This is a genomic window from Streptomyces sp. NPDC088387 (assembly GCF_044753385.1).
Lineage (GTDB): Bacteria > Actinomycetota > Actinomycetes > Streptomycetales > Streptomycetaceae > Streptomyces.
In genome coordinates this window covers 959211-983182 of record NZ_JBIVNC010000001.1, presented here as the reverse complement: position 1 = coordinate 983182, position 23972 = coordinate 959211, and the positions used below count along the sequence as shown (strand labels likewise).

Here is a 23972-nt window from a genome sequence, read left to right as displayed (position 1 = left end):
ACCAGGCCGTAGACCGAACTTCTCGCGAGGCGGACCTCACTTCCCGGACGGGAAGGCGGGTCCGCCTTTCGCGTGTTGACATAGGTATTACCCGGCACGGGTAGTACTCGTACTTTCTGGAGGCACCGAACCATGACCACCTTCGTGGACCGCGTCGAGCTGCATGTCGCCGCGGGTAACGGAGGTCACGGCTGTGCCTCCGTTCACCGGGAAAAGTTCAAGCCGCTGGGCGGCCCGGACGGCGGGAACGGCGGGCGGGGCGGTGACGTCATCCTGACCGTCGACCAGTCCGTCACCACGCTGCTCGACTACCACCACTCCCCGCACCGCAAGGCCACCAACGGCAAGCCCGGCGAGGGCGGCAACCGCTCCGGCAAGGAGGGCCAGGACCTGGTCCTGCCCGTGCCGGACGGCACCGTGGTGCTCGACAAGGCCGGCAACGTCCTCGCCGACCTGGTGGGCCACGGCACCTCGTTCGTCGCCGCCCAGGGCGGCCGCGGCGGGCTCGGCAACGCGGCGCTGGCCTCGGCCCGCCGCAAGGCCCCCGGCTTCGCGCTGCTCGGCGAGCCCGGTGATCTGCACGACGTGGTGCTGGAGCTGAAGACCGTCGCCGACGTGGCGCTGGTCGGCTACCCGAGCGCCGGCAAGTCCTCGCTGATCTCCGTGCTCAGCGCGGCCAAGCCGAAGATCGCCGACTACCCCTTCACCACCCTGGTCCCGAACCTGGGTGTGGTCACGGCCGGCTCCACCGTCTTCACCATCGCGGACGTGCCGGGCCTGATCCCGGGCGCCAGCCAGGGCAAGGGCCTGGGCCTGGAGTTCCTGCGGCACGTCGAGCGGTGCAGTGTGCTGGTGCACGTGCTGGACACCGCGACGCTGGAGTCCGAGCGTGACCCCGTCACCGACCTCGACATCATCGAGGAGGAGCTGCGCCAGTACGGCGGGCTCGACAACCGGCCGCGGATGGTCGTCCTGAACAAGGTCGACGTGCCCGACGGCAAGGACCTCGCCGAGATGGTCCGCCCGGACCTTGAGGCGCGCGGCTACCGCGTCTTCGAGGTGTCGGCGGTGGCCCACATCGGGCTGAAGGAACTGTCGTACGCCCTCGGTGACCTGATCTCCACCGCGCGTGCCGCCAAGCCGAAGGAGGAGGCGACGCGGATCGTCATCCGGCCCAAGGCCGTGGACGACAGCGGCTTCACGGTGACCCTGGAGGAGGACGGCCTGTTCCGCGTCCGCGGGGAGAAGCCCGAACGCTGGGTGCGCCAGACCGACTTCAACAACGACGAGGCCGTCGGCTACCTCGCCGACCGGCTCAACCGCCTCGGTGTCGAGGAGAAGCTGATGAAGGCCGGCGCGCGCGCCGGGGACGGCGTGGCCATCGGCCCCGAGGACAACGCGGTCGTCTTCGACTGGGAGCCGACCGTCATGGCCGGTGCCGAGATGCTGGGCCGCCGCGGTGAGGACCACCGGCTTGAGGCCCCGCGGCCGGCGGCGCAGCGGCGCCGGGACCTTCAGGCGGAGCGGGACGAGGCGCAGAAGGAGTTCGACGGCTTCGAGCCGTTCTAGACGGCTCCGGGTCGTCCCGGGGGACGGCACAAGCAGGGAGCAGGGCCCGGCGGCCCTGCTCCCTTCCTTTTTGGCCAGGGCCCAGGACTCGGCCATTGTCGGCGTGGGTACCTCCGCAACCGGTGCCGGTAGTGCGAAGCTTTGTTCCGTTTGACCTCACAGAACAGCACCTCACCGCACAGCACCGCACCACCCCACGGTTCCCCGGCTGAACACCCGTCAGACCTGCCCCGGCAAGGGCCCGTTCCCCTGCCGTGGTGGGTCTTCCCGCTGTCTGCCTAGTTGTCATGCACGTGCAGCCCGGCGTTCAGCCGGCGGACCGTCCCGCCGTGGGAGCTTCCGAAGTGTCCAAGAGGCCTCTGGGGCAAGGGAGTTCCGCCGATGACCGACGCGACCGGACCGGTGTCACCCGAACGTCGCCGCTTTCTGACCGCGGGCGCCGCCGTAGTGGGCGCCGCCGCCTCCACCCAGCTGTGGCTGCCGGCCACGGCGAGAGCCGCCGAACCTCCACTGCCCGCCGATGTCTTCAGCCTGGGTGTCGCCTCCGGCGACCCGCTGTCCGACGGCGTGGTGCTGTGGACCCGGCTGGCCCCGGACCCGCTCCACGGCGGCGGGATGCCCGACCGCGCGGTGTCCGTGCAGTGGGAGATCGCCGAGGACGAGCGCTTCCGCAAGGGGGTACGGCGGGGAGTCGCCCAGGCGCGGCCCGAGTACGGGCACAGCGTTCACGTGGATGTACGGGGGTTGCACGCCGACCGTGCCTACTGGTACCGCTTCAAGGTGAGCGGCCAGCTCTCGCCCACCGGCCGCACCCGCACCGCGCCGCCGCGCACCAGCTCCGGCGGCACCCTGCGCGTCGCGCTCGCGTCCTGCCAGAACTGGCAGAACGGCTACTTCACCCCGTACGCCGACATGCTCGACCAGGATCCCGACGTGGTGCTCTTCGTCGGGGACTACATCTACGAGTCGACGCCCTCGGCGACGGCGGTGCGCCGGCACGAGGGGACCGGTGAGCCGTACAGCCTCACCCAGTACCGCAACCGGTACGCGCAGTACCGCTCCGACCCGGACCTCAGGGCGATGCACGCCAACGCCCCCTTTGTGGTCACCTTCGACGACCACGAGGTCGACAACGACTTCGCCGGTGAGATCCCGCAGGACCCGGACAGGCAGCCGCACGACGCGTTCGTGGCCCGGCTCACCGCGGCCTACCAGGCGTTCTACGAGCACATGCCGGTCCGGGCGACCGCCGTGCCGAACGGTCCGCACATCCGGATGTACCGCCGCCTGGAGTTCGGCCGCCTCGCCCGGCTGAACGTGCTGGACACCCGCCAGTACCGCAGCGACCAGGCCACCACCCAGGACGGCGCGAAGAACCCCGCGCTCACCATGCTCGGCGCGCAGCAGAAGCGCTGGCTCCTCGACGGCCTGCACGGCTCGCCCGCCCGCTGGAACCTGGTCGCCTCGCAGATCATGATGGCCGAGACCGATCTGCTGATCGGCGCGGGCAAGCAGTGGTTCTACGACGCCTGGGACGGCTACCAGGCCGAACGCAACCGGTTCATGCGGGAGTTCAAGAGCGTGCGCAACCCGGTCGTGCTCACCGGCGACCGCCATCTGACGATGATCAGCGACCTCAAGGAGGACTACGAGAACCCCGCCTCCGCCGTCGTCGGCGCCGAGTTCGTCGGGACCTCCATCTCCTCCAACGGCGACCAGGACCAGGCCGCCTTCCACCGGGAGTGGGACCCGCGGATGCCGGACAACCCACACTGGAAGCTGCTCGACGCCCACCGCGGCTACCACCTGTTCGACATCCGCCGCGACCGCATCGACGCCCAGGTCCGGGTCGTCGACACCGTGCTGAGGCCGACGGCCGCGCCGAGCACCCTGGCCCGGCTGCGTGTCGACGCCGGGCGGCCCGGAGTGCGCGTGGTCTGAGCGCCCGTACGGCCGTGACGCCCTGGGACACATCGTGGTCCCAGGGTGCTCTCAGCCCCGTCTCAGGCAGCCCGTTTACCGTCCGTTCACCATGGAGACGGATCGCCAGAGACTCGACCAGCCCATCGCCGCCCTGCCCGCCGGCACCCGGCTGCTGCACATCGGCCCGCACAAGACCGGCACCACCGCCGTCCAGGGCGCCCTGTTCGCCGCCAGGGACCGGCTGCCGTCCCACAACGTCGCCTTCCCGGCGCACACCCGGCACCCGATGGAGGCCGCCCTCGCCGCCTGCGCCCGGCCCGCGATGATCGGCGACACCGCGCCCACCGACCGGCACTGGACCCGGCTGCTCGACCAGGTGCGGGCGACCGGCGGGCGTACGTCGGTGGTCAGCAGCGAGTTCTTCGCCGACGCCTCCGACGACGCCACCGCGGCGCGGATCGTGCGGCAGCTGGGCGGGGCGAGCGGGGACAGCGGTGCGGGCGGTGCTGGCGGTGCCGGCGGTGCTGGCGCCGAGCGTGTGCACGTCCTGGTCACCCTGCGCCCCCTGGCCCGCATCCTGCCCTCGCAGTGGCAGCAGTACGTGCAGAACGGCCTGCGCATGGGCTACGAGGACTGGCTGGAGCACCTGCTGCGCAAGCCGCCGTACGACAGGCCCAATCCCAGTTTCTGGCGGCGGCACCGGCACGACCGGCTGGTGGAGCGGTGGGCGCGGGCCGTCGGACCGGAGCGCACGACCGTCGTTGTGGTCGACGACCGGGACCGGGACGGTCTGCTGCGCACCTTCGAGGCGCTGCTCGCCCTGCCCCCCGGGCTGCTGCGGCCGGTGCCGGACACGGCGAACCGCTCCCTCACCCTCGCCGAGACCGAAATGCTGCGGAATCTTAATGTCCACTTCCGGGCCGGCGGGCTTCCCGAAGAGCTGTATTCGCAGCTGATCCGGCACGGCGCGGTCATGCAGATGAAGAACGCCTTCCGGCCGTCCGCCGACGACCCGGGTATCCGCACCCCGCGCTGGGCGGTCGAGGAGGCGGGGCGGACCGGCGCCGAGATGGCCGGGCGGATCGCCGCGCTGGGGGTGCGGATCCTCGGCGACCCGGCGGTCCTGTCCGCCGTGCCCGAGGTGGCCGAACCGGCGCCCGGCGCGCCCAGGATCGCGCCCGAAGCCGCTGCTCAGGCCCTGTACGGGGTACTCGCGGCGGCTTCCGCCGCGCCCGTGCGGCACACGAGCCCCGCAAAGGCGCGGCCCGTCCACCAGGTCACCTCGAAGGAGCTGGTGGGGGTGCTGGCGCGGCGGGCTCTCCGGCGGCTGCGGCGGCACTGAGCCCACAGCCCGTCACGGCCCGTAATCGCCGGGGCCTGTGGAGTTACTCACAGCAATTCCCGGAACCGGCGCTCGTGGCGCATAACAGGTACTCCCGTCACCAGCGGAGGAAGATGAATGACAGGTTGCGGGCACATATGCGTTGGAGGTCGCTCACCTTGCATCGCGGTAACCACAAGTGGGACCATTTCCAGGTTCCCAGTCGCCCCGAGGTAGGTCACCTGTGTCACAGCACAATGCCAAGCCCCGTACCACCGCAGTGATCCTGGCCGGTGGCACCGGTCAGCGTGTGGGGCTCTCGATCCCCAAGCAGCTGCTGAAGATCGCCGGCAAGGCAGTCATCGAGCACACCCTGACCACCTTCGAGAAGGCCGACTCGATCGACGACATCATCGTGCTGATGGCGCCGGGTTACGTCCCCGACGTCGAGAAGATCGTCGCCAAGGCCGGCTTCCAGAAGGTCACCCGGATCATCGAGGGCGGCACGACCCGGAACGAGACGACCGAGCGCGCCATCACGGCCCTCGGCGAGGGCCTGGCCGAGGGGGAGGACCTCAACGTCCTGTTCCACGACGCCGTACGCCCGCTGCTCTCCCGGCGCGTCATCGACGACTGCGTGAGCGCCCTGGAGCGCTACCAGGCCGTCGACGTGGCCATCCCGTCCGCGGACACCATCATCGTGACACGCACCCACGGTGAGGACGGCGAGTTCATCACCGAGATCCCGGACCGCTCCCGGCTGCGCCGCGGCCAGACCCCGCAGGCGTTCAAGCTGTCCACGATCAAGCGGGCCTACGAAGTCGCCGCCGGCGACCCGAACTTCCAGGCCACCGACGACTGCACGGTGGTCCTGCGCTACCTGCCGGACGTGCCGATCCACGTCGTCGCGGGTGACGAGTACAACATGAAGGTCACCCAGCCCGTCGACGTCTTCATCGCCGACAAGCTGTTCCAGCTCGCCTCCACGGCCGCGCCCGAGCAGAACGGCGAGGAGGCCTACCGCCAGCTGCTCAGCGGCAAGACCGTCGTCGTCTTCGGCGGCTCCTACGGCATCGGCAAGGACATCGGCGAGCTCGCCGAGTCCTACGGCGCCAAGGTCTACGCCCTCGGCCGCTCCACCACCGGCACCCACGTCGAGAACCCGGAGGAGGTCGACGACGCCCTGTCCAAGGCGTACGCCGAGACCGGGCGGATCGACTACGTCGTCAACACCGCGGGTGTGCTGCGCATCGGCAAGCTCGCCGAGACCGACAACGCCACCATCGAGGAGGCGCTGAAGGTCAACTACCTGGCACCGGTGCAGATCGCCCGTTCGGCGTACAAGTACCTCGCCGAGACCAAGGGCCAGCTGCTGCTCTACACCTCCAGCAGCTACACCCGCGGCCGCGCCGAGTACAGCCTCTACTCCTCGACCAAGGCCGCCATGGTCAACCTCACCCAGGCCCTGTCCGACGAGTGGGCCGGCGACGGCATCCGCGTCAACTGCGTCAACCCCGAGCGCACCGCGACCCCGATGCGCACCAAGGCCTTCGGCGACGAGCCCGCGGGCTCGCTGCTCTCCTCCGAGGCCGTCGCGCGCACCTCGCTCGACGTGCTGCTCTCCGAGCTGACCGGCCATGTCATCGACGTCCGCCAGCAGGACCCGACGGCGGACGCCAGCAGGTCCGACGGCTTCGAGCAGGTGCTGGCCGGAGTGCTGGACCGCCAGGACGGCGTGGCATAATCGGCGCCTTAAAGCCTTCCTTTATTCAGGCCTCTCTGGGTGCCCGTTCGCCGAGCATTCACAGAGGCCTGAATCCGTAAATCCCGAAATTGCGGGCTTCATTCCAGGCACCCCCCTCCCAGAGCAGGTTTTCCGTGATAACCACCGCTATTCGCGTCGCCCGGGTGGGCAGCGCGGCCGAGCTGGCCGCGGCGGCGCTCATGATGCTGGGCTTCCCGGCGCTCATGCTGGCCGCGCTCGTCCCGAGCGTCCCCGCCTTCGCGGCCGCGGCGGCCGTGACATACCTGGCGGACCACTATCTGCACCGCAAGGGCAGCTATCTGGTCAACCGCCTGAGCAAGGTGCGCGCGGGACTGTCGATCCGCTTCCTGATCCGCGAGCTGCTGCTGATCCTGCTGCTGGCCCGGCTGTCCCTCTCGAACGACCTGGTCTTCTACGGTGCCGTCGCCTGCTTCATCGCCTTCTACGGCCTCCAGGCCCCGCACGGCGCGCTGGTCACCCTGATCCGCAACCGCCGCCGGATGCCGGTCGCCACCCGCAACGTCGACCTCGCCTCCCGGATCCGTATCCCGGACGCCCCGCCGCGCCCGCTGCTGGACCGCTCGGCCGAGAAGATGCTCCACCTCGACCTGGCGGCGGTCGTCGGCATACTCGTCTCCGCGGAGCTGGATTCCGCCGTGGCCGGCTTCGTCGGGATCGGCATCACCCTCGGCCTGGGCTGCGTCTACGTCCTCGCCCTCGCGCCGTACGTGCGCGGGCGGAAGATCCCGCCCCGCGCGGAGGTCGTCCTCGCCGCCATGGACGACTGGCTGGGCGCCTACCGGCCGGAGACGGTGCTCTACTTCTCCGGCTCCAAGGACTCGGCGTACCAGCTCAACATGTGGCTGGAGACCATGGAGCAGCTGGACTCCCGGCCGCTGATCATCCTGCGGGAGCGCGCGATCCTCGACCGGATGGCGCCCACCACGGTCCCGGTCGTCTGTGTGCCGGGCGGTGTGCACCTGATGAACATGGACCTCTCCACGGTCCGCGTCGCGCTGTACGCGGCGAACGTCGGCAAGAACATCCACCTGCTGCGCGTCCCCACCATGAAGCACGTCTTCATCGGCCACGGCGACAGCGACAAGCTGGCGAGTGTCAACCCGTTCAGCAAGGTGTACGACGAGGTGTGGACCGCCGGCCGCGCGGGCCGCGACCGCTACGCCATCGCCGACGTCGGTGTCCGCGACGACGACATCGTGGAGGTCGGCCGCCCGCAGCTGGCGCCGATCCGCCCCTGGCAGGAGGTGCCGGCGAGTGCCCTCGGCGCGGCCGCCGAGGGACACTGCCCGACGGTGCTCTACGCGCCGACCTGGGAGGGCTGGGACGACAACCCCGGCAACACCTCCCTCCTGCTGGCCGGCGAGAACGTCGTCCGCACCCTGGTCACCGCCGACCCGCCGGTCCGTGTCCTCTACAAGCCGCACCCCTTCACCGGCACCCGCAGCGCCGCCGCCAAGGCCGCCCACCAGCGGATCACGGCCCTGGTCGAGAAGTCCGCCGTGGCGCGTGCCGCCGACCCCCGCTTCACGGTCGACGCGGGGGCGCAGAGCGCCGCCGGGGCCGACCTGGCGCGGATCGAGGCCCGGCTGGCCGAGCTGGGCGGCGCCGCCGCCGAGAAGCGCGACGAGGCCGAGGCCACCCGTGACGGTGTCGTCGACGTGACGGGCTTCCAGGAGATCGCCCGGCTGCGCGGCGAGTGGAACGACGCCTACTGGCAGGCCTTCCCCGCGTGGGAGCACCGGGTCATCGAGGGCGCCGAGCCGCGTCTGTACGACTGCTTCAACGTCTCCGACGCGATGGTCTCCGACATCTCGTCCGTGGTCTCCGACTTCATCGCGAGCGGCAAGCCGTACGCGGTGACGGACTCGGCGGACCTCGGAGAGGAGGAGTTCAAGCGGCAGAACACCGCCGTGCGCGCGGCCGTGATCCTCTCCAACAGCGCCGCCGAACTGGGCGTCCTGCTGGCCGCGGTCCGCGAGCCGGTCGCCGACCCGCTGGCCGACGAGCGGCGTGAGCTGAAGCGGTATCTGCTCGGCCCGGACGAGCCGACGTCGATCGACCAGTTCAACACCGCGGTGAAGAACCTGGCGTCGAAGGCGGACACCCGCAACCGGGGCCAGGAGCCGCGCGCGGCGACGAGCGAACTGGCGGGCTGACGCGGGACGTTGTACCGGGGAGGGCCCCGAGGTGCCGGACGGCATCCCGGGGCCCTCTGCCGTGTCCGCGGTCGGCACCGGCACGTGAACCGGATCACTTCACCACGTCTCCGGATGAACCCTTTGTGTCCCTCCATCGTCTTCTGAGTAGCGAATGAGGAGATACGGAGGAAATCTTCCGTGACCGTAGGGGGAACGTGACCGTGCCGCAGCCTGATGTCAGCGTGATCATCGGGGCGTACGAAGCGATGCCGTACCTGGTCGAGTGCCTGAAGTCCGTCGAGGCACAGACCATCGGACCGGGACGGATGGAAGTCATAGCCGTGGACGACGGCTCGACGGACGGCACGGGGGAGTACCTGGAGGAGTTCGCCGCGCGGGTGGCCATCCCCGTGACGGTGATCAGGCAGCAGAACTCGGGCGGCCCCAGCGGCCCGCGCAACGTCGGCCTGGGCAGGGCCACGGGCCGTTTTGTGTTCTTCCTGGACGCCGACGACCGGCTGGGCCCGGAGGCGCTGGAGCGCATGGTCGCGGCGGCCGACCGCAACGGCACGGACGTGGTGCTCGGCCGGGTCGAGGGTGTCAACCGCAGCGCGCCCAAGTCGATGTGGGGCAAGTCCCTCGACCGTACGGACGTGTACTCGTCCAACATCAAGTTCACGCTGAGCGCGCAGAAGCTGTTCCGGCGTGAGCTGCTGAGCCGGCACGGCATGCGGTTCGACGAGTCCCTGTGGACCGGCGAGGACGCGCTGTTCACGATGGAGGCGTATCTGAGGGCGGACGGCGTCTCCGTCGTCGCCGACTACACCTGCTACTACCTGGTGGGCCGCACCGACGGCAAGCACGTGACGAAGAGCGGTGGGTACGAGCTGCGCTTCGACTCGGCCCGCGCGCTGATGGGCCTCATCACGGCCCTGGTCCCGGCGGGCCACCGGCGTGACGTCCTGATGCTCCGGCCCTTCCTGATCACCCTGCTGCCGCAGTTCGGCCCGGTGTTCCTGAAGGACTCGGAGAAGGTCCGCCGCCACAAGCTGGAGCTGGCCAAACCGCTGATGGACGCGCACTGGACGCCGGAGGTGGCCCGCCGCGTCAAGGTCAACGAACGTCTGCGGCTGCACCTGGTGGCCGAACAGCGCCTCGACCTCCTGGTGGAGATCATCGAGTTCGTCCGGGCGAAGAAGCAGGCCGCGGCCCTGCTGGAGCGCCGCCGGAGCCGGGTCTACCTCGCCTACCCCCACTTCCGCGAACGCACGGCCGGGATACCGGACTGGGTGTACCTCGCGGAGACGCGGGAGGCGCAGGTGTTTCCGGGCTACCGGGAGAGCCGGTCGCTGACACGCCGGGTGTGGCGGCGGGCGCGGCGGATGATGACACCGACGGGCGGCGGGGCGGCGGCCGCCTGAGAAGTGGCGGTGCCCTGTCTTCTGCCGGGACCGGCGGAAGACAGGGCACCACTCGCCTCGTACAGCGTGCGCCGCTCTACGGCTACTTGCTCTGCTGCTTCGTTTGCAGCGCCCTGCGCAGGGGTCTGCCCACCACCCGGCGGGCCCGGCGGTAGACCGACGGCGTGGCGGCCGACGCCTTGGCCGCGGACTCGGCACGTGCACCGGTCCTGGCCAGCTCGCGCTTCAACTGCGCGTTGTCCGCGGACAGTTCCGTGATCCGGCTCTGGAGCCAGCCGAACCGGTCGCTCAGCGAGGCGATGTCCGCGTCGATCCACGGCCGGATGCCGGCGGGGAACGACAGCGACCGCATCCGCTCCTCGAACGCCGCGCCACCGTCGCCGTGCGTGAACGTGTTGTCCAGGCCGTTGGCGGTCAGGAAGGACGTGAACCGCTCGAACCGCTCCTGGTGGCCGCCGGTCAGCTCGCTGAAGTCGGCCTCCTCGTACAGCTCCGCCGGATCGAGGTCGGCGGGCACCTTGTCGATCGTGCGGTGCGGGATGCCGAAGTAGCGGCACAGCTCCAGCGTCCGCGAGTCCGAGCACAGCACCGTCGCCGGGGTGCCCGCGATCAGTGCGGCGATGTTGCCGTGGATGCGCGAGCCGAAGGAGTAGTCGAAGCCGCGCAGGTCGTCGATCCAGGTGATGGGGTCGACGTAGACGCGGACCTTGCCCTCCCGGTACATCGGGTGGTCGGGGTGGGTCGGCATCGCCGTCACCCGGGCGTTCGGGCTGGAGAGGTCGCGCCAGTGCAACTGGCGGGCGTCGCTGAGGTTCTGGCCGACGAAGCGCAGGTTCGGGTAGCGCTCGTGGGCGCGCCGGATGACCTTGCCGAGCCCCTGCGACCGTACGGCGCTGTGCGAGCCGTTGACCGAGATCCGGGAGTCGGCGGTCAGCCGGGGCAGCCGCTTCTCCACGGTGAGGTCCTTGCCGTGCATGAACAGCGACGGGCAGCCGATCACCTCGACGTCCCGGAAGCCCATCTCCTTCAGATACCGCTCGGTGAACTCCCCGCGCACCCCGATGGACGCGCTGCGGTCGAGCACCGCGGAGACGAACGCCCGTACGGTCGGCTCCATGGCCTTCAGCCGTGCCGTCTCGTACTTGAGGTTGGACTGCGCGCCGACGCCCAGCACCACCACCGGGATCGTGAGCTTGCCGATGAGCCGGGTCAGCCGCTCCAGCGCCTCCTCGAAGGAGGGCCGGAAGGCGTTGGCGAGCGGGACGACGAAGGCGTCGTACTCCTCGTTGATCCGTCCCGCCGCCGCCACACTGACGCGTCCGCCGTTGGAGAACACCTCGGTCCGCGGAGTTTCGAGGATCTTGTGGGAGGCGTCGCTGAAGATCAGGTTGCCCGCGTTGGTGGCGATGACGTCCCGGTGCAGGGCCTCCTCGACGGGGACGACGTCGTACGGGCTCTTGCCCGACCGGAGAAGAATGCGCTTCACGCGCTGCGCGGGGGGATCTGTGTGTGGCACGTCGTTCAACCTAAGTTTGCCTGCACGTTGAATTCCAGACGAAACGTGTGCAACCTTTTTGCCGTAAGCGGACCGTGAGGGATGCGTCACGTTCCGTGTCCCTCCGTGCGTACGGCCCGGTGTCCGCCGCCGCGTCCGCCCAGTGGACCGCCGCGCAACTCCCGGTCCCCTTCGCGTAGATTGCCGGGCGGGGCAGTCGGGGGCTATGCGAGGGGACGAATCGCAAGGTGGCAGGGGCAAGGCAGGCCGTGGGCGCGGCCCGCAGGATCGTGGTGAAGGTGGGGTCCTCCTCGCTGACCACCGCCGCGGGCGGGCTGGACGCCGACCGGGTCGACGCCCTCGTGGACGTACTGGCCAAGGTCCGCGGCGGCGGCGAGCGCGAGATCGTGCTGGTGTCCTCCGGCGCCATCGCCGCCGGACTCGCCCCGCTGGGGCTGCGCCGGCGCCCCCGCGACCTCGCCCGCCAGCAGGCCGCCGCCAGCGTCGGCCAGGGGCTGCTGGTCGCCCGCTACACCGCCTCCTTCGCGCGCTACGGCGTCCGGGTCGGCCAGGTGCTGCTCACCTCCGACGACATGAGCCGCCGCGCCCACCACCGCAACGCCTCGCGCACCCTCGACAAACTGCTCGCGATGGGCGCCTTCCCGATCGTCAACGAGAACGACACCGTCGCCACGGACGAGATCCGCTTCGGCGACAACGACCGTCTCGCCGCCCTCGTCGCCCACCTCGTCCACGCCGACCTGCTGGTGCTGCTGTCCGACGTCGACGGGGTCTACGACGGCGATCCGAGCCGGGCCGGCACGTCCCGGATCGCGGAGGTCCGCGGACCGGCCGACCTGGCGCACGTCGACATCGGCAGCGCGGGCAAGGCCGGGGTCGGCACCGGCGGGATGGTCACCAAGATCGAGGCGGCCGGGATCGCCGCCGCCGCCGGTGTCCCCGTGGTGCTGACCAGCACGGTCCGCGCCGCCGACGGCCTCTCCGGCGCGGACACCGGCACGTACTTCCACCCCACCGGCAAGCGCTCCGCCGACCGGCTGCTCTGGCTTCAGCACGCCTCCACCCCGCAGGGCGCGCTGATCCTGGACGACGGTGCCGTACGGGCCGTGGTCGAGCGTCGTACCTCGCTGCTGCCCGCCGGGATCGCGGGCGTCGAGGGCGACTTCAGCGCCGGCGACCCGGTCGAGCTGCGGGACACCACGGGGCGGGCCGTGGCCCGGGGTCTGGTCAATTTCGACGCCAAGGAAATCCCGCAGCTGATCGGCCGCTCCACCCGTGAACTGGCCCGCGACCTGGGGCCCGCGTACGAACGTGAGGTCGTACACAGGGACGACCTGGTGATCCTGCATCCGTAAAACAGTTGATTCGTCCGCCCCCGGTGGGGGACGTTCCGTAAAACGGCCACGCGGAGCCTTGCGGCCTGCTCAACTTTGTCTCAGGGACATATTCCGCACGGGCACTGCGTGAGCCGCGCAGCCGCACTGCCGGGACGACAGGAACCGAGGGACTGAGGAGGCCGCCGTGAGACGAGTGCGCCCTGGGGCGGCGACGTCCCGCGGCGGCCCCGCCGGGGCCCCCTCGCGCCCGGCCGGTGAGGAGCGGGCCCTGACCAGCGTCGCCGCCGGCGACCGGTACGAGCAGCCGGGCGACCTGCCCCGCCTGTGGCACGTCACCCTCAGCGTCTCCGGCGAGGCCGCCCCGCTGAAGGAGGTCAGGCGGGCCCTGGAACAGCTGGCCCACGACCACCCCTTCCTGCTGACCAGCCGCTACGCCGACGACCACGCCGAGATCCGGTACTGGGAGGAGGCCCGCGACCTCCACGACGCCGCCGCCGTGGCGCTGCGGCTGTGGGGCGAGCACCGGCAGACGGCCGGGCTGCCGCCCTGGGAGATCGTCGGCCTGGAGGTCATCGACCGCGGGACCTATCACCAACGCCTCGCGGAGGGTTACGGCCCGGCGCCGGCCTCACCGGTCGGTGTACATCCCTTTTGAGCCCTGTTCACGCGGAGTCTCGCGGTTCGGGACAACCGCGGGCACGGTTCGGCGGGCGCACTACCCTTCCCTCATGACGACGCTCTCGCCGTACGACTCCATGTCCCCGGTCACCCAGGCCGCCTACCGCGCCAAGTCCGCCGCCGCCGACCTCGCCCCGCTGCCGCGGGCCGCGAAGGACGACGCGCTGGCGGCCATCGCGGACGCCCTGGAGGTCCGTACGGCCGAAATCGTCGAGGCCAACGCCAAGGACATCGCCAAGGCCCGCGAGGCCGGCACCAGCGAGGCCATCGTCGACCGGCTGACGCTCACCCCGGAGCGTGTACGGGCCATCGCCTCCGACGTGCGGGACGTCGTCGCGCTGCCCGACCCCGTCGGCGAGGTCGTCCGCGGCTCGACCCTGCCCAACGGCATCGACCTGCGCCAGGTCCGCGTCCCGCTCGGCGTCGTCGGCATCATCTACGAGGCCCGCCCGAACGTCACCGTGGACGCCGCCGCCCTCTGCCTGAAGTCCGGCAACGCGGTCCTGCTGCGCGGCTCGGCCTCCGCCTACGAGTCGAACACCGCCCTCGTCAGGGTGATCAGGGACGCCGTGGGCGGTGCCGGACTGCCCGCCGACGCCGTACAGCTGGTACCGGGCGAGAACCGGGAGAGCGTGCGCGAGCTGATGCGCGCCCGGGGCCTGGTCGACGTCCTCATCCCGCGCGGCGGCGCCTCCCTCATCCGGACGGTCGTCGCCGAGTCCACCGTCCCCGTCATCGAGACCGGCACCGGCAACTGCCACGTCTATGTCGACGCCCAGGCCGACCTCGACATGGCCGTCGAGATCCTGATCAACTCCAAGGCACAGCGGGTCAGCGTGTGCAACGCCGCCGAGACCCTGCTCGTCCACCAGGACATCGCCGCGGACTTCCTGCCGCGCGCGCTGGACGCCCTCGCGGAGGCCGGTGTGACCGTGCACGCCGACGAGCGGGTGATGGCCTACGCCAAGGACTCCCGGGCGACGGTCGTGGAGGCCACCGCCGAGGACTGGGAGACCGAGTACCTGTCGTACGACATCGCCGCCGCCGTCGTGGACTCCCTGGAGCGCGCGGTCGAGCACATCCGGCTGTGGACGTCCGGTCACACCGAGGCGATCGTCACCACCTCGCAGCAGGCCGCCCGCCGGTTCACCCAGTTGGTCGACTCCACCACGGTCGCCGTGAACGCCTCCACCCGCTTCACCGACGGCAGCCAGTTCGGTTTCGGCGCCGAGATCGGCATCTCCACGCAGAAGCTGCACGCCCGTGGCCCGATGGGCCTGCCGGAGCTGACCAGCACGAAGTACATCGTGACCGGGGACGGGCACGTACGGCGCTGAGCGGGCGCCCGCGGGCCGTCTCAGCAGGCGGATGAATTTCCATACCGTCTGCCCAAATTGACCCCCCAGGTCTACTCTGGATCCTGTGCCGGACGACGTGGGGGGCACGCCGTTCCCTGACGGCTGGATGCCCGACGACGACCACGACCGCGGAATGGCGGACGAAGAATTCGCCTCCGTGGTCTTCGACGAGGCCTTTGTGCGGGCGGCTGTGGTCCATGAGCCGACCGCCGTGGAGCGCCTCCTGTCCGCCGCCCAGGCGAGAGCCGAGGCCTCCGACGCGGAGGCCCGCCGCGCCCACGCCAGAGGCGAGCGCTACGACGACGGGTACGACCCCGACACGCGCCGCTTCGGCCATGATCCCGAGCTGGACGACCTGGACGACACCGACGTCCTCGACGACGGCTACGGCGCCCCGGGCACGTACGGCAAACAGGTCCGGTGGCATCGCGCCGTCGCCTGGATGCTGGCCATCGTGATGGGCATCGGCATGGTCGCGCTGGCCTTCGCGGCCGTCTACCGCGGCGCCTCCTCCAGCCGCCAGGACCCCGCCCCGCCACCGGCCACCACCGGTGTGGAGCAGGGTGACCGGGCGGCTCCCTCGGCCTCCGCCGACTACTCCCGGCCGGCGGTCTCGGCCGTCCCGCGTACCCCCTGAGCACGGCCCCCGGGCCGGTCGTGCACTGGCCATGGCGTCACTCCCGGGTGCCCTCGGTGGGCGTCGGGATGTCCTGGCGGTTTCTGGTGAGGACCTGTCAGAAGTTGTCGCGTAGCAGGGCGTTTACCAGAGCGTCAGGAGACCTACTCTGAAGATATGGGCGGACTTGGAGACCCACCTGAGGGGACACCCGGCGGCGCCCCCGGCGGTGCGGACGACGAATACCGATCGGTTGTCTTCGACGAGTCTTTCGTTCGCGCTGCCCGCCTCCAGGAGTTCTCCGCCCAGGAACGCATGGGTGACCACGCCCCCGCCGTCCGCCGCCGCCCACCCGTGCGCCGGGGACTGTCCCGGCAGGCCCTGATCCTGGTGGTGCTGATCGCCGTGGCCTTCGGCACCGCGATCTACATGGGGGTACGGAACCCCTACGCGACCTCGGCCTCGGGCAGCCGCCAGTCCCTCCAGCCGCTGCGCATGACGGTCGTCCCGCTCAGCCCGCAGTCCGAGGTCACCGGCGCCGTCGACACCGCGAAGCTGTACGCCGACAGTCCGGCGGCGCAGTTCCGGATCGGCGCCGAGGGCATACCGCTGCCGGCCTCGCGGAGCACCGCGAACTTCTCCGACAGCCAGGTCGTCACCGCGCTCACCACCGCCAAGGACTACATCGTCCGCTCCTCGCTCTACCCCGAGGTGCTGACCGGGGGTCAGGTCCGGCCCGTGCGCGTGATGCTCGACCCGGACCAACTCGACCAGTTCGACGAGAGTTTCGCGCACCCGGCGGCCGATGGGCGGCATGCGCCGACCGGTTGGCTGGTCCGGTTCGACCCCGAGGTCGCCGAACTCGCGGACCGTCAGATCCGCGTCCAGGGCACCCTTCAGGCCACCGAGACCAACTCCTCGACCCTTGAGGTCGTCGCGGACCATCTCTTCGTGTACGCGCTGCGGCCGGCGGGCGCCGCTGCCGGGGCCGAGGCGTCGCTGTTCACCGTCCGGCGCGAGCTGCACTTCAGCTTCGACCGCGACGATCTGCGGCTGCATCAGGCGCGGCTCCAGGTGTCCTACGTCCAGGCGGGGCCGCTGTCCTGCGCCGAGGACTCCGTCGACCAGCTGCGGCCGCTGCTCGCCGGCCAGACCGCCGCGGCGGGTGGCCCGGCCGGCACGGATCCGTATGCCACGGGGGATACGACGGCGCTGTGCGGAGCGCTGACCGCGAGCGGCTGACGCGCCTGTTCGGTCGGCCGCGGGCCGGTGGGGCTGACGCCCCCGGGTGGTCGGCCGCGGGCAGGTGGGGCTGGCGCCCCCGGGTGGTCGGCTGCGGGTCGGTGGGGGTTGGTCGCGCAGTTCCCCGCGCCCCTGGGGCGTTGCAGCGGGCGCGGACTCGTGCAGCCCCACTTGCGGTAGCCGCGGGCAGGCGTGCCGCTGGGCGGCACGGGTGGGCGCGGCGGCACCCCGTTGCGCCGGGTTGCGCGACGTCCCCCCACCCACGCCGGGGAGTGTTGTCGGGTGCGGGGCCGTGGGGGCTGGGCGCGCAGTTCCCCGCGCCCCTGGGAGGGAGGGGGTGGCCGTTGTCGGCCGCCTGCGGGCGGGGGGGGCACGGGGCCTCTTGGGGCCCCGCCCCCCCCGGGCGTCAGTTGTTGTTGGGGGTGTCGTCCTGGGGCGGGTCCTCCGTGCGGGTCGTGCCCGTGGACGGGTCGTCCTTCGGGGACGTGCTCGACGAGCCGGCGAAACCGCCGAAGCCGCGCCGCACCCGGCCCCCCAGATCCCCCGCCCCGCCGGCGATGTCGCTGACCAGCTTCATCAGCGGGTCCTTGGAGTCCTTCACCTGACTGGCGTAGCTCGCCGCGGACTCGCGGAAGGAGTCGGTGACCGAGGTGTCCTTGTCCTGGTCGCGGCGCGGGTAGTGACCGTCCATGATCCGCTGGTAGTCGCGGGACTCGGCCCACTTCTTCAGCTCGGCCGCGCGGACCGTGGTGAAGGGGTGGCTGCGCGGCAGCACGTTCAGGATCTTCAGGACCGAGTCGCGCAGGTCGCCACCCGCCTCGTACTCCTCGGCCTGCTCCAGGAACGCGTCCACGTTCATCTCGTGCAGGTGGTTGCCGCCCGCGATCTTCATCAGGCCGCGCATCGACGCCTGCACGTCCTGGCCGACGAGCAGCCCCGCGCGGTCGGCGGACAGCTCCGACTTGCGGAACCACTCGCGCAGCGCCGTCACGATCGCCATGATCGCGACATTGCCGAGCGGGATCCACGCCACCCGCAGCGCCAGGTTGGTGAGGAACAGCAGGATCGTGCGGTACACGGAGTGGCCGGACAGCGCGTGGCCGACCTCGTGGCCCACGACGGCCCGCATCTCCTCCTCGTCGAGCAGCTCGACGAGTCCGGTGGTGACCACGATGATCGGCTCGTCCAGACCGATGCACATCGCGTTGGGCTGCGGGTCCTGGTTGACGTACATCGGCGGGACCTTCTCCAGGTCCAGGATGTAACAGGCGTCCCGCAGCATGTCGTTGAGGTGGGCGAACTGCCGCTCGGAGACCCGCACCGAGTCGGAGAGGAACAGCAGCCGCAGGCTGCGCTCGGGCAGCAGGCCGCTGAGGGCCTTGAACACCGTGTCGAAACCGCTGAGCTTGCGCAGCGCGACCAGCGCCGAGCGGTCCGCCGGATGCTCGTACGCACGCGAGGAGATCCCCGGGAAGCGTGTGCGCTGCCTGCTCGGCACGCTCTCGTGCCCGTCCTGCTGGTGGCCGTCGTCGGACATGTCTTCCCCCATGCGTCTGAGTGCCGCTGGTGTGCCCCCGAAGCAGGGCCCAGCCTAGGCGGAGTTACCTTGGACGGGCACTACAGCGAAGGAGTCCCCCGTCATGGACCACGTCCCCGCGACCGTCTGGTACACCGAGGCCGCTCATGCCGCCGAGCAGCAGGGTGCGGGGAATCTGCTCCGGGTCGTACTGATCGTGATGGTGCTGGGCTGTGTGCTGACGGCGTGGTTCGTGCTGCGCGGCTACAAGCGGAAAGACGACTGAACCGACGCAAAGGTTCCCCGGTGCCGAGGAGCCGCCGGGCAACAGGTGTCTCCAACGGCGGAGTCGGCGTGATGGCCGCGGGGCCGCCCGCTTACCATGAGCCGACGTCTTTATCCCGCCCTCACCGGATAGGTTCTGCCGAAGATGAGCTTCCACAGCACCGCTGCCCAGTTGGTCACCCTCGCCGCGGAAGGCGAGGAGCACGGCGGCAACCACGAGAGCCTGGAGCCCCTGCTCACCGGTGGCGCCGCGCTGTTCATCCTGCTGCTCCTGCTGTGGATCACCACCCGCTTCAACCGCGACCGCTGAGCCCGGTCGGGCGCGGCGTCACCGCTCCGGCCCGGCACCGGGCCCGTACCGCGCGGAGGCGACTCCCGAACGGGCCCCACAGGCCGGGCCGGTAGGGTCTGCACGCATGGGAGAGCAGGACATGCCTACCGGTCCGGACGACACCGCCGGCGGCCGGGCGACCGGCGCCGCTCCGGCGCACGAGAGCGCGGCCCGCGAGGGATTCGGCGGCACACCGCGCGGGGCTCGGCCCGAAGGCGCCGAGGGCCCCTCGGTGGGCCCGGCGCACACCGGCAAACGCCGTCTCGGCGTCATGGGCGGCACGTTCGACCCGATCCACCACGGGCACCTCGTGGCGGCCAGTGAGGTCGCCGCCGCCTTCCACCTCGACCAGGTGGTGTTCGTCCCCACCGGTCAGCCGTGGCAGAAGACCCACCGCAAGGTCACCCCGGCCGAGGACCGCTATCTGATGACGGTCATCGCGACCGCCGAGAACCCGCAGTTCTCGGTCAGCCGTATCGACATGGACCGCGGGGGCCCCACCTACACTGCCGACACCCTGCGTGACCTGCGCTCACTCAACCCTGACACGGACCTGTTCTTCATCACGGGTGCAGACGCCCTCGGCCAGATCCTCACCTGGCGTGACACTGAGGAGCTCTTCTCCCTGGCACACTTCATCGGGGTCACCCGGCCCGGTCACCCCCTCGCCGACCCCGGCCTTCCTGAGGGTGGTGTCTCGCTGGTCGAGGTCCCCGCCCTTGCCATCTCGTCCACGGACTGCCGTGCGAGGGTCGCCAAGGGTGACCCGGTCTGGTACCTGGTGCCGGACGGGGTCGTGCGCTATATCGCGAAACGAGAGCTGTACCGCGGCGAGTGAGCCGAGAGGGGCACCGGTGAACGACCAGTACGACGCGGGGTACGAAGGCGGCCCGTACGAGCTCGTCGGCTACGACGAGTACGGCCGGCCCGTGTACCGGCAGGTCCCGCCGCCCCAGCCCCCGCAGCAGCAGACCTACGATCCCTACGGGCAGCAGGGCTACGGCTACGACCCGTACGCGACGGGAGCGCAGACCGACCAGCAGACCGGCCCCCAGCAGCCCGTGCCGCCGTACGACCCGTACGGGACCGGCCAGCAGCCGCCCGTCCCGCCGCAGGGCCAGTACGACACCGGCTCCTACCCGCAGCAGTACGACGGCTACGACCCCTACGGGCAGGCCGCGACCAGCGGCCAGCAGCCCCAGGTCGCCGAGCAGACCGCGTACATCCCGCAGCAGGCGGGCCCGGCGGAACCCGGCCCGGACCAGGAGCCCCAGGGTGGCGGGCCGGGCGCGCGCGAGGACCGGGACTACCGCACCGAGCAGTTCGCGTTCGTCGAGGACCCCGACGCCGAGTCCGAGGACGTCATCGACTGGCTGGCCTTCACGGAGAACCGCACCGAGCGCCGCGAGGAGGCCAAGCGCCGCGCGCGCGGGAGGCTGGTCGCCATCGTCGTCGCCCTGTCCCTGGTCGTCGCGGGAGGCGTGGGTTACCTCTGGTACGCGGGGAAGCTGCCCGGCGTGTCGTCCTCCGGCGACTCGGCCGGCGCCACCACGGCGTCGGGCGCCCAGAAGCGCAACGTGATCGTCGTCCACCTGCACGACACCAAGAAGACCGGCACGTCCACGGCGCTCCTGGTGGACAACACCACCACCAAGCAGGGCACCACCGTCCTGCTGCCCAACTCGCTCGCCCTGACCGGCGACGACGGCTCCACGACCACCCTCACCAAGTCCGTCGACGACGACGGGTCCTCCGGCACGCGCGAGGCCCTCGACACCGCCCTGGGCACCTCCATCCAGGGCACCTGGCGGCTGGACACGCCCTACCTCCAGAACCTCGTCGACCTCGTGGGCAACATCGAGGTCGACACCAACGCCGACGTGCCCGACCCGGACGCCAAGAAGGGCGAGACGCCCCTGGTGCGCAAGGGCGAGAACCAGACCCTCAGCGGCAAGGCAGCCGTCGCCTACGCCACGTACAAGGGATCCGGCGAGGAGCAGAACGCCCAGCTGGAGCGGTTCGGCCAGGTCATGCAGGGCGTGCTGCGCAAGATGTCGTCCGACGCGACGGCGGCCACCACCACCGTGCAGACGCTGGCGCAGATCCTCGACCCGCCGCTCACGGACAAGGACCTCGGCACCTTCCTGGCCGGTCTCTCCGACCTAGCCAAGAGCGGCGACTACAAGACGGCGATGCTGCCCGTGGAGGGCGACGGCACCCTGAACGCGCAGGCCACCGCCAGCGTCGTCAAGGACGTCCTCGGCGGCACCGCCAAGAGCCCCGACCAGGACGCCGCCGTCCGCGTGTCCGTGCAGAACGCCACCGGCGCGAAGGAACGCACCGAGGACGCGCGCGTGACACTGCTCAACGGCGGCTTCACCTTCCTGGAGGGCGGCACGGCGTCCGCGGCCGAGGCCACCTCGAAGGTCACGTACAAGGACGACACCGACAAGGAGAACGCCTCCGAGGTCGCCAAGACGCTCGGCCTGCCCGCCGGCGCGGTGGCCAAGGGCGACGTCTCGGCCAACGCGGACGTGACGGTGGTCCTGGGCCAGGACTACGAACCGGCCACGGCCGACTGACGCGGGCCGGGCCTTATTCCGTACGGGAGCGTCGGCGGACCGTGAGACCCTTGAGGTCAAGTGACCGCCGACGGAAAGCCTTGTAGTGACCGCTACTGACCGCTCCCTGGAGCTCATCAACACCGCCGCCCAGGCGGCCGCCGACAAGCTCGCGCACGACGTCATCGCGTACGACGTCAGCGACGTGCTGTCGATCACGGACGCCTTCCTGCTGGCCTCCGCGCCCAACGACCGCCAGGTCAAGTCGATCGTCGACGAGATCGAGGAACGGCTGTCGAAGGAGCTCGGCGCCAAGCCGGTGCGCCGCGAGGGCGACCGCGAGGCCCGCTGGATCCTGCTCGACTACGTCGACATCGTCGTGCACGTCCAGCACAGCGAGGAGCGCGTCTTCTACGCCCTGGAGCGGCTCTGGAAGGACTGCCCCGAGCTGGAGCTGCCCGCCGACGCCAAGGCGACCCGTGGCAAGAGCGCCGAGCACGCCAAGCTCCAGGCCGCCGAGGAGGCGGCCGAGACGGGCGGTGAGTGGCGTTGACCACCGGCGCCGAGGGGACCGCGGCCAGGCCGGGCCGCGGGCGCCGCGTCATCCTGTGGCGGCACGGCCAGACGTCCTGGAACGTGGAGCGCCGCTTCCAGGGCACCACGGACGTCGAGCTGACCGAGACGGGCGTCGCGCAGGCGCGCCGCGCGGCCCGGCTGCTCGCCTCCCTCAAGCCGGACGCGATCGTCGCCTCCGACCTCCGGCGGGCCTCGGACACGGCCGCCGAGCTTGCCGAGCTCACCGGCCTGGAGGTGAGCCGGGACGAGGGTCTGCGGGAGACCTACGCGGGCGTCTGGCAGGGCCTCACGCACACCGAGATCATCGCCCGGCACGGTGAGCAGTACGCCGCGTGGAAGCGCGGCGAGCCGGTGCGCAGGGGCGGCGGCGAGCTGGAGACCGAGGTCGCCGACCGGGCCGCCCCCGTGGTGCTCCGGCACGCCGAGAAGCTGCCCGACGACGGCACGCTCGTCGTGGTCAGCCACGGCGGCACGATCCGCACCACCATCGGCCGCCTGCTCGGCCTGGAGTCCCGGCACTGGGAGAGCCTCGGCGGCCTCTCCAACTGCTGCTGGTCCGTCCTGGGCGAGGGCGCGCGCGGCTGGCGCCTCCTTGAGCACAACGCCGGCACCCTCCCGGAGCCCGTCCTCGGCGACGACGACTGATCCTCCCGGGGGCCGCGACCCGGATTTCACTTTCCGGCAGGTCACAGGCTAAAGTTCTTCTTGTTCACCCCGCCGGGAGCGGAGTGGCGCAAGGGGCTATAGCTCAGTTGGTAGAGCGCCTGCATGGCATGCAGGAGGTCAGGAGTTCAATTCTCCTTAGCTCCACAGAGGATTCGTACGGGGAAGCCCTGCTACTCACACCGTGAGGGCGGGGCTTTTGCCGTTCGGTCCCGAAGACCACTGATGAGTAGTCACCTGACGGCGGCTCGTGAGCTTCCGACGAGTCGTCGCACAGAACTGATCCCCAACCGGCTTGAGTCACTTGGGGCCCTCGGGGCGTATACGTCTGTGGAGGCGCCGGGTCGCGCGCGTGCGTGCGGCTGCCGGGGCGGTCGCGGGTTGCCGTGGCCGGACTGGTACCCAGGCGTCGCTGACCGTATTGGCCCGGCCGTGGCAGAATCAGACGGCCGGAAGGGGGCGCGGCCCGACGGGAGGGAGTAGCGATGCCTTCGAGCATCCTCAGGGAGGTCGGCCACCTCCTCGACGCGGCGTTGATACGGGAGAAGGCCACCCGGCTCAGCTGCCCTTCCTGCGGTTCCGGGCATGTCGCCCAGGTTCTCGGCGACAACGGCGGGATCTCTTACGTGTGCACGGCCTGCGGCCACAGCTGGAGCTGATCGATGGGTGCACACAGGCGAAAGTGCGACTGGTGCGGGAACGGCACGCCGATCGTCCGGGACATGGAGCCGATCAACCCCGACTACCAGTACTGGTGCGAGGAATGCGCGCGGGCGCTGATCATAAAGGGCGACCCGATCGAGACGTATCGGGAGCTCGAGGGGGAGCCGATCTACGGCCGGCTCCTGGAGGAGCACTGCACGCTCAAACGGTTCTACTCGTTCGTCACGGCCTGACCGCCGCGCCGGTCAGGATCGGACACAGGTGCTGCTACCGGTGTGGAACGGAAACGATTTGGTGCTCCACCGGGTCGGCCGGTAATGTTGGCGTCGCCGCCGGGGACACCGGGTGGCCACGAGGGGCTATAGCTCAGTTGGTAGAGCGCCTGCATGGCATGCAGGAGGTCAGGAGTTCAATTCTCCTTAGCTCCACAGGACTTCGAGAGAAGTGAAGGCGGATCATCCCCACGGATGGT

At 70.8% G+C, this 23972-nt stretch carries 20 protein-coding genes, 2 tRNA genes and 1 pseudogene; 21 read left to right on the top strand and 2 right to left on the bottom strand.

Features of this window, described 5'->3' with window-relative positions:
- Positions 1 to 132 precede the first annotated feature (132 nt).
- The 6 genes from obgE (at position 133) to ACIQAC_RS04425 (ending at position 10158) form a co-directional block, all read left to right on the top strand.
- Complete coding sequence (gene obgE, locus ACIQAC_RS04450; protein ID WP_402186851.1) at positions 133 to 1569, top strand: GTPase ObgE; 1437 nt, start codon at positions 133 to 135, stop codon at positions 1567 to 1569.
- A 381-nt stretch (positions 1570 to 1950) separates the two neighbouring features.
- Complete coding sequence (locus ACIQAC_RS04445; protein ID WP_402186849.1) at positions 1951 to 3510, top strand: alkaline phosphatase D family protein; 1560 nt, start codon at positions 1951 to 1953, stop codon at positions 3508 to 3510.
- Positions 3511 to 3601: 91 nt separating this feature from the next.
- A complete protein-coding gene (locus tag ACIQAC_RS04440; RefSeq protein ID WP_402186848.1) occupies positions 3602 to 4834 on the top strand; it encodes a hypothetical protein in 1233 nt (410 codons plus the stop codon).
- A gap of 223 nt (positions 4835 to 5057) precedes the next feature.
- Positions 5058 to 6557 carry a D-ribitol-5-phosphate cytidylyltransferase gene (locus ACIQAC_RS04435; RefSeq protein ID WP_402186846.1) on the top strand — a complete coding sequence of 500 codons (1500 nt, stop codon included), beginning with the start codon at positions 5058 to 5060 and terminating at the stop codon, positions 6555 to 6557.
- 134 nt (positions 6558 to 6691) lie between these two features.
- On the top strand, positions 6692 to 8755 hold the full coding sequence (locus tag ACIQAC_RS04430) for a hypothetical protein (RefSeq protein ID WP_402186844.1): 2064 nt from the start codon (positions 6692 to 6694) through the stop codon (positions 8753 to 8755).
- A gap of 197 nt (positions 8756 to 8952) precedes the next feature.
- Positions 8953 to 10158 (top strand): glycosyltransferase family 2 protein, encoded by a 1206-nt coding sequence (locus ACIQAC_RS04425; RefSeq protein ID WP_402186843.1) that lies wholly within the window; start codon positions 8953 to 8955, stop codon positions 10156 to 10158.
- Between the two features lie 82 nt (positions 10159 to 10240).
- Here ACIQAC_RS04425 and ACIQAC_RS04420 read toward each other — a convergent pair whose 3' ends face one another.
- Complete coding sequence (locus ACIQAC_RS04420) at positions 10241 to 11644, bottom strand: polysaccharide pyruvyl transferase family protein (protein WP_402186974.1); 1404 nt, start codon at positions 11642 to 11644, stop codon at positions 10241 to 10243.
- A 278-nt stretch (positions 11645 to 11922) separates the two neighbouring features.
- On the opposite strand from ACIQAC_RS04420, the gene proB reads away from it, so the two are divergent.
- The 5 genes and pseudogenes from proB (at position 11923) to ACIQAC_RS04395 (ending at position 16905) form a co-directional block, all read left to right on the top strand.
- Positions 11923 to 13029 (top strand): glutamate 5-kinase, encoded by a 1107-nt coding sequence (proB, locus tag ACIQAC_RS04415; protein ID WP_402186973.1) that lies wholly within the window; start codon positions 11923 to 11925, stop codon positions 13027 to 13029.
- Between the two features lie 166 nt (positions 13030 to 13195).
- A complete protein-coding gene (locus tag ACIQAC_RS04410) occupies positions 13196 to 13666 on the top strand; it encodes a hypothetical protein (protein ID WP_402186841.1) in 471 nt (156 codons plus the stop codon).
- A 73-nt stretch (positions 13667 to 13739) separates the two neighbouring features.
- Positions 13740 to 15026, top strand: a complete 1287-nt coding sequence (locus tag ACIQAC_RS04405) for a glutamate-5-semialdehyde dehydrogenase (RefSeq protein ID WP_402186840.1) — start codon at positions 13740 to 13742, stop codon at positions 15024 to 15026.
- A 57-nt stretch (positions 15027 to 15083) separates the two neighbouring features.
- Positions 15084 to 15684 (top strand): annotated as a pseudogene (locus ACIQAC_RS04400) (hypothetical protein).
- A gap of 156 nt (positions 15685 to 15840) precedes the next feature.
- Entirely contained in the window at positions 15841 to 16905 is a 1065-nt protein-coding gene (locus tag ACIQAC_RS04395; RefSeq protein ID WP_402186838.1) for a hypothetical protein, read from the top strand.
- A gap of 406 nt (positions 16906 to 17311) precedes the next feature.
- Here ACIQAC_RS04395 and ACIQAC_RS04390 read toward each other — a convergent pair whose 3' ends face one another.
- Positions 17312 to 18442 (bottom strand): M48 family metallopeptidase, encoded by a 1131-nt coding sequence (locus ACIQAC_RS04390; protein ID WP_402186837.1) that lies wholly within the window; start codon positions 18440 to 18442, stop codon positions 17312 to 17314.
- Positions 18443 to 18545: 103 nt separating this feature from the next.
- On the opposite strand from ACIQAC_RS04390, the gene ACIQAC_RS04385 reads away from it, so the two are divergent.
- The 10 genes from ACIQAC_RS04385 (at position 18546) to ACIQAC_RS04340 (ending at position 23928) form a co-directional block, all read left to right on the top strand.
- A complete protein-coding gene (locus ACIQAC_RS04385; RefSeq protein ID WP_402186835.1) occupies positions 18546 to 18707 on the top strand; it encodes a hypothetical protein in 162 nt (53 codons plus the stop codon).
- A 144-nt stretch (positions 18708 to 18851) separates the two neighbouring features.
- A complete protein-coding gene (locus tag ACIQAC_RS04380) occupies positions 18852 to 19016 on the top strand; it encodes a hypothetical protein (RefSeq protein ID WP_402186834.1) in 165 nt (54 codons plus the stop codon).
- Positions 19017 to 19122: 106 nt separating this feature from the next.
- Positions 19123 to 19875 (top strand): nicotinate-nucleotide adenylyltransferase, encoded by a 753-nt coding sequence (gene nadD, locus ACIQAC_RS04375; protein WP_402186832.1) that lies wholly within the window; start codon positions 19123 to 19125, stop codon positions 19873 to 19875.
- A 16-nt stretch (positions 19876 to 19891) separates the two neighbouring features.
- The gene (locus ACIQAC_RS04370) at positions 19892 to 21619 is read left to right on the top strand and encodes a LytR C-terminal domain-containing protein (protein ID WP_402186831.1); all 1728 of its coding nucleotides are present in this window, start codon (positions 19892 to 19894) and stop codon (positions 21617 to 21619) included.
- Positions 21620 to 21704: 85 nt separating this feature from the next.
- Entirely contained in the window at positions 21705 to 22151 is a 447-nt protein-coding gene (gene rsfS, locus ACIQAC_RS04365; RefSeq protein ID WP_402186829.1) for a ribosome silencing factor, read from the top strand.
- Entirely contained in the window at positions 22148 to 22819 is a 672-nt protein-coding gene (locus ACIQAC_RS04360) for a histidine phosphatase family protein (RefSeq protein WP_402186971.1), read from the top strand. The genes rsfS and ACIQAC_RS04360 overlap by 4 nt, the downstream gene beginning before the upstream one ends.
- 92 nt (positions 22820 to 22911) lie before the next feature.
- Positions 22912 to 22984 (top strand) — tRNA-Ala (locus ACIQAC_RS04355).
- A gap of 338 nt (positions 22985 to 23322) precedes the next feature.
- Positions 23323 to 23496 carry a hypothetical protein gene (locus tag ACIQAC_RS04350; RefSeq protein WP_402186828.1) on the top strand — a complete coding sequence of 58 codons (174 nt, stop codon included), beginning with the start codon at positions 23323 to 23325 and terminating at the stop codon, positions 23494 to 23496.
- A gap of 3 nt (positions 23497 to 23499) precedes the next feature.
- Positions 23500 to 23733: a hypothetical protein gene (locus tag ACIQAC_RS04345; protein WP_402186827.1), complete on the top strand. Its 234-nt coding sequence runs from the start codon at positions 23500 to 23502 to the stop codon at positions 23731 to 23733.
- A gap of 122 nt (positions 23734 to 23855) precedes the next feature.
- Positions 23856 to 23928, top strand: a tRNA-Ala gene (locus ACIQAC_RS04340).
- Positions 23929 to 23972: the final 44 nt, after the last annotated feature.